This window comes from Salmonella sp. SJTUF15570 (assembly GCF_043357055.1).
GTDB classification, from domain to species: Bacteria; Pseudomonadota; Gammaproteobacteria; order Enterobacterales; family Enterobacteriaceae; genus Salmonella; species Salmonella enterica.
Window position 1 is genome coordinate 1 of record NZ_JBEUKJ010000028.1, and the last position, 5,760, is coordinate 5,760.

Consider the following 5,760-nt stretch of genomic DNA (forward strand, 5'->3'; position numbering starts at 1 on the left):
GGCACTGTTGCAAATAGTCGGTGGTGATAAACTTATCATCCCCTTTTGCTGATGGAGCTGCACATGAACCCATTCAAAGGCCGGCATTTTCAGCGTGACATCATTCTGTGGGCCGTACGCTGGTACTGCAAATACGGCATCAGTTACCGTGAGCTGCAGGAGATGCTGGCTGAACGCGGAGTGAATGTCGATCACTCCACGATTTACCGCTGGGTTCAGCGTTATGCGCCTGAAATGGAAAAACGGCTGCGCTGGTACTGGCGTAACCCTTCCGATCTTTGCCCGTGGCACATGGATGAAACCTACGTGAAGGTCAATGGCCGCTGGGCGTATCTGTACCGGGCCGTCGACAGCCGGGGCCGCACTGTCGATTTTTATCTCTCCTCCCGTCGTAACAGCAAAGCTGCATACCGGTTTCTGGGTAAAATCCTCAACAACGTGAAGAAGTGGCAGATCCCACGATTCATCAACACGGATAAAGCGCCCGCCTATGGTCGCGCGCTTGCTCTGCTCAAACGCGAAGGCCGGTGCCCGTCTGACGTTGAACACCGACAGATTAAGTACCGGAACAACGTGATTGAATGCGATCATGGCAAACTGAAACGGATAATCAACGCCACGCTGGGATTTAAATCCATGAAGACGGCTTACGCCACCATCAAAGGTATTGAGGTGATGCGTGCACTACGCAAAGGCCAGGCCTCAGCATTTTATTATGGTGATCCCCTGGGCGAAATGCGCCTGGTAAGCAGAGTTTTTGAAATGTAAGGCCTTTGAATAAGACAAAAGGCTGCCTCATCGCTAACTTTGCAACAGTGCCAGGCGCTTCGCTTGCCGTTGCAGGAATCACCTGGGTTGCGAACGGCGCATATTGGTCGGAGACGTGGCTATAGGCTTTCAGGCCCGGGGTATTGCCATATTTCGCGTTGACCAGGTTCATGGCCTCACCTTGCTCTGTAGCGACGAAGAACTGTCCGTCGCTCGAAGCCGACGTGCCCATGCCCCAGAACCGGGCCATGGGTAACGCTGCCTGTGCCTCGACCACCATGGCCAGCGCCCGGTCATAGGCTTCGCCCTCGACATGCCACCGTCCAATGCGGATCAATTCCCAGAAGGTGTGGGTGTTTGTCGCATCCGCCATTTTGCGCAAGCCGAGGTTGATCCCTTCCGCCAAGATAACGTTCATTAGCCCGATCCGGTCAGCGCAGGGTGCTCCTGTGCGCAGATGGGTGAACGCTTCGGTGAAGCCGGTCGCCGCATCCACCTCCAGCAGGAGATCGGTGATGCGCGTGGGCGGGATCTGCTTGTAGAGATCGAGCACCAGATCTTCGGCGCCTGTCGGCGCGGCGGCTTCGAGTTTCTCGATATGCAGAACGCCGTTTTCAATCGACCCGCCCGGGATCGTGCCTGCGCGAGCGGCACGGCCAAGCTCGCGCAACCGCATGTCGAGGCGAGCTTGCCGGTCTGCCAGCCATTCCTCCGGCCGCAATGGCACAGCGAGACGACCGCCTTCCGCGATGGATTGTGCCGGAACGAGTGCGTGTTTCAGATCGCCATAGCGCCGGGACCTAGTAAGCCAGACATCTCCGGAGCGGAACGCATGGCCTTGTCGCAAATTCTTCAGGTTAACTCGATGTTGACCATGGGGAGAGAAGTTGCCGCTCCTGATATTGCGGAGCGAGCCGATGATTTTGAATACCATTGCCGAAAAGCTGAAGCGCCAGTCGAAGGATGATTTCAAGGGCAGGCATTTCGAGGCCTGGCTGATTGTACAGGCGGTTGCCTGGTACTTGCGCTACCCGCTCAGCTATCGTGACTTGGAAGAGATGTTTCGCGAGCGGGGCTTCGAGGTCGATCATAGCACGATCAACCGCTGGGTATTGGCTTATGCACCTGTCATCGAGAAACGGCTGCGGCAGTTTCGTCGACCCCATTGCGGCTCGGTCCGGATTGATGAGACCTATGTCAAGATCCGCGGCAAATGGCGCTATCTGTACCGAGCCATCGATAAGCATGGCAATCCGGTGGATTTCCTGCTGACCGCTAAGCGCGATCTCGACGCTGCCAAGCGGTTCTTCCGAAAGATGCTTAAAGATGAACCCTTGTTGTCGCCGAACAGGATTGGGACGGACGGGGCCAACACCTTCCCGTCAACGATCAAAACGTCGGTTGATGATGGGCTTCTCCATCCCGATCCCGTGCATTATGTGACCAAACATCTCCAGCAGGGGATTGAGAGCGACCATTTCCGGGTGAAGAAGAACATGCCGAAGATCGGCGGTTTCCAATCCTTTAACACGGCGCGGCGAACCATCGCGGGTTTCGAGGCGATGCTGTGGCTGCGGAAGGGCTTTGGCTTTTCAGGCGGCTGGACCGTCAATGACCAGAATGATTTGCTTGCGCGCCTCTTCGGACTGCAAAAGGTTAACAAAGCATGAAAATACCGGCCTTGGCTGGGTGATAGCTGCCTCCAAAAGTGTTTGCGACACGCCCGGAACAATTCAGCCACTGCACCCATGTTCCGAGTTGGTGTGGTTTGCGGATCGTATGCCGGCATCTCGTTGCGCAAGATCTGCACCCAATCGGCAGGCACGGGCGGCGATCTCCAATCTGCGGGATCAGTCAGATCACCCGAGTGCGTGGGCATGACAATCGTGCCCTGGGGACCAACACAATCCAGAAGGGCCTGAATCACTGCGACCGGCCCTCCCGCGACCCAGCCGAGCGAGCTTAGCGAACTGTGGACGAGAACTGTGCCACCAAGCGTAAGGCCGTTCTCTCGCATTTGCCTTGCTAGGCTCGCGCGAGTTGCTGGCTGAGGCGTTCTCGAAATCAGCTCTTGTTCGGTCGGCATCTACTCTATTCCTTTGCCCTCGGACGAGTGCTGGGGCGTCGGTTTCCACTATCGGCGAGTACTTCTACACAGCCATCGGTCCAGACGGCCGCGCTTCTGCGGGCGATTTGTGTACGCCCGACAGTCCCGGCTCCGGATCGGACGATTGCGTCGCATCGACCCTGCGCCCAAGCTGCATCATCGAAATTGCCGTCAACCAAGCTCTGATAGAGTTGGTCAAGACCAATGCGGAGCATATACGCCCGGAGCCGCGGCGATCCTGCAAGCTCCGGATGCCTCCGCTCGAAGTAGCGCGTCTGCTGCTCCATACAAGCCAACCACGGCCTCCAGAAGAAGATGTTGGCGACCTCGTATTGGGAATCCCCGAACATCGCCTCGCTCCAGTCAATGACCGCTGTTATGCGGCCATTGTCCGTCAGGACATTGTTGGAGCCGAAATCCGCGTGCACGAGGTGCCGGACTTCGGGGCAGTCCTCGGCCCAAAGCATCAGCTCATCGAGAGCCTGCGCGACGGACGCACTGACGGTGTCGTCCATCACAGTTTGCCAGTGATACACATGGGGATCAGCAATCGCGCATATGAAATCACGCCATGTAGTGTATTGACCGATTCCTTGCGGTCCGAATGGGCCGAACCCGCTCGTCTGGCTAAGATCGGCCGCAGCGATCGCATCCATGGCCTCCGCGACCGGCTGCAGAACAGCGGGCAGTTCGGTTTCAGGCAGGTCTTGCAACGTGACACCCTGTGCACGGCGGGAGATGCAATAGGTCAGGCTCTCGCTGAATTCCCCAATGTCAAGCACTTCCGGAATCGGGAGCGCGGCCGATGCAAAGTGCCGATAAACATAACGATCTTTGTAGAAACCATCGGCGCAGCTATTTACCCGCAGGACATATCCACGCCCTCCTACATCGAAGCTGAAAGCACGAGATTCTTCGCCCTCCGAGAGCTGCATCAGGTCGGAGACGCTGTCGAACTTTTCGATCAGAAACTTCTCGACAGACGTCGCGGTGAGTTCAGGCTTTTTCATATCTCATTGCCCCCGGACGAGCGTCTGCTCCGCCATTCGCCGTCCGCCGTGCCAATCGGATCAGCCGTCCAAATGCGGGATTTTCGTTAGTCGGAGGCCAAACGGCATTGAGCGTCAGCATATCATCAGCGAGCTGAAGAAAGACAATCCCCGATCCGCTCCACGTGTTGCCCCAGCAATCAGCGCGACCTTGCCCCTCCAACGTCATCTCGTTCTCCGCTCATGAGCTCAGCCAATCGACTGGCGAGCGGCATCGCATTCTTCGCATCCCGCCTCTGGCGGATGCAGGAAGATCAACGGATCTCGGCCCAGTTGACCCAGGGCTGTCGCCACAATGTCGCGGGAGCGAATCAACCGAGCAAAGGCATGACCGACTGGACCTTCCTTCTGAAGGCTCTTCTCCTTGAGCCACCTGTCCGCCAAGGCAAAGCGCTCACAGCAGTGGTCATTCTCGAGATAATCGACGCGTACCAACTTGCCATCCTGAAGAATGGTGCAGTGTCTCGGCACCCCATAGGGAACCTTTGCCATCAACTCGGCAAGATGCAGCGTCGTGTTGGCATCGTGTCCCACGCCGAGGAGAAGTACCTGCCCATCGAGTTCATGGACACGGGCGACCGGGCTTGCAGGCGAGTGAGGTGGCAGGGGCAATGGATCAGAGATGATCTGCTCTGCCTGTGGCCCCGCTGCCGCAAAGGCAAATGGATGGGCGCTGCGCTTTACATTTGGCAGGCGCCAGAATGTGTCAGAGACAACTCCAAGGTCCGGTGTAACGGGCGACGTGGCAGGATCGAACGGCTCGTCGTCCAGACCTGACCACGAGGGCATGACGAGCGTCCCTCCCGGACCCAGCGCAGCACGCAGGGCCTCGATCAGTCCAAGTGGCCCATCTTCGAGGGGCCGGACGCTACGGAAGGAGCTGTGGACCAGCAGCACACCGCCGGGGGTAACCCCAAGGTTGAGAAGCTGACCGATGAGCTCGGCTTTTCGCCATTCGTATTGCACGACATTGCACTCCACCGCTGATGACATCAGTCGATCATAGCACGATCAACGGCACTGTTGCAAATAGTCGGTGGTGATAAACTTATCATCCCCTTTTGCTGATGGAGCTGCACATGAACCCATTCAAAGGCCGGCATTTTCAGCGTGACATCATTCTGTGGGCCGTACGCTGGTACTGCAAATACGGCATCAGTTACCGTGAGCTGCAGGAGATGCTGGCTGAACGCGGAGTGAATGTCGATCACTCCACGATTTACCGCTGGGTTCAGCGTTATGCGCCTGAAATGGAAAAACGGCTGCGCTGGTACTGGCGTAACCCTTCCGATCTTTGCCCGTGGCACATGGATGAAACCTACGTGAAGGTCAATGGCCGCTGGGCGTATCTGTACCGGGCCGTCGACAGCCGGGGCCGCACTGTCGATTTTTATCTCTCCTCCCGTCGTAACAGCAAAGCTGCATACCGGTTTCTGGGTAAAATCCTCAACAACGTGAAGAAGTGGCAGATCCCACGATTCATCAACACGGATAAAGCGCCCGCCTATGGTCGCGCGCTTGCTCTGCTCAAACGCGAAGGCCGGTGCCCGTCTGACGTTGAACACCGACAGATTAAGTACCGGAACAACGTGATTGAATGCGATCATGGCAAACTGAAACGGATAATCAACGCCACGCTGGGATTTAAATCCATGAAGACGGCTTACGCCACCATCAAAGGTATTGAGGTGATGCGTGCACTACGCAAAGGCCAGGCCTCAGCATTTTATTATGGTGATCCCCTGGGCGAAATGCGCCTGGTAAGCAGAGTTTTTGAAATGTAAGGCCTTTGAATAAGACAAAAGGCTGCCTCATCGCTAACTTTGCAACAGTGCC

At 56.8% G+C, this 5,760-nt stretch carries 5 protein-coding genes and 2 pseudogenes; 3 read left to right on the forward strand and 4 right to left on the reverse strand.

All coding sequences use genetic code 11. The annotated features are described in order from the left end of the window. Positions 1-63 precede the first annotated feature (63 nt). A complete protein-coding gene (locus ABVN44_RS24500; RefSeq protein ID WP_001067858.1) occupies positions 64-768 on the forward strand; it encodes an IS6-like element IS26 family transposase in 705 nt (234 codons plus the stop codon). Positions 769-796: 28 nt separating this feature from the next. Here ABVN44_RS24500 and ABVN44_RS24505 read toward each other — a convergent pair. Further along, positions 797-1,600, reverse strand: a pseudogene (locus ABVN44_RS24505) (Tn3 family transposase); the annotation flags it as partial. An 85-nt stretch (positions 1,601-1,685) separates the two neighbouring features. On the opposite strand from ABVN44_RS24505, the gene ABVN44_RS24510 reads away from it, so the two are divergent. After that, entirely contained in the window at positions 1,686-2,438 is a 753-nt protein-coding gene (locus tag ABVN44_RS24510) for an IS6 family transposase (protein WP_000602738.1), read from the forward strand. A gap of 62 nt (positions 2,439-2,500) precedes the next feature. Here the strand turns inward: ABVN44_RS24510 and ABVN44_RS24515 are convergent. From ABVN44_RS24515 to aac(3)-IVa, 3 genes and pseudogenes are all read right to left on the reverse strand, one after another. Next, positions 2,501-2,854, reverse strand: a pseudogene (locus ABVN44_RS24515) (AAC(3) family N-acetyltransferase); the annotation flags it as partial. 5 nt (positions 2,855-2,859) lie between these two features. Continuing rightward, a complete protein-coding gene (aph(4)-Ia, locus tag ABVN44_RS24520) occupies positions 2,860-3,885 on the reverse strand; it encodes an aminoglycoside O-phosphotransferase APH(4)-Ia (RefSeq protein ID WP_000742814.1) in 1,026 nt (341 codons plus the stop codon). Positions 3,886-4,113: 228 nt separating this feature from the next. Then, a complete protein-coding gene (gene aac(3)-IVa / locus ABVN44_RS24525; protein WP_001199192.1) occupies positions 4,114-4,890 on the reverse strand; it encodes an aminoglycoside N-acetyltransferase AAC(3)-IVa in 777 nt (258 codons plus the stop codon). Between the two features lie 113 nt (positions 4,891-5,003). Here aac(3)-IVa and ABVN44_RS24530 point away from each other — a divergent pair, with 113 nt between their 5' ends. Beyond that, complete coding sequence (locus ABVN44_RS24530; protein WP_001067858.1) at positions 5,004-5,708, forward strand: IS6-like element IS26 family transposase; 705 nt, start codon at positions 5,004-5,006, stop codon at positions 5,706-5,708. Positions 5,709-5,760: the final 52 nt, after the last annotated feature.

Coding starts and splice junctions, on each gene's coding strand:
- ABVN44_RS24500 (WP_001067858.1), top strand. CDS start 64: ATGAACCCATTCAAAGGCCGGCATTTTCAGCGTGACATCATTCTGTGG.
- ABVN44_RS24510 (WP_000602738.1), top strand. CDS start 1,686: ATGATTTTGAATACCATTGCCGAAAAGCTGAAGCGCCAGTCGAAGGAT.
- ABVN44_RS24530 (WP_001067858.1), top strand. CDS start 5,004: ATGAACCCATTCAAAGGCCGGCATTTTCAGCGTGACATCATTCTGTGG.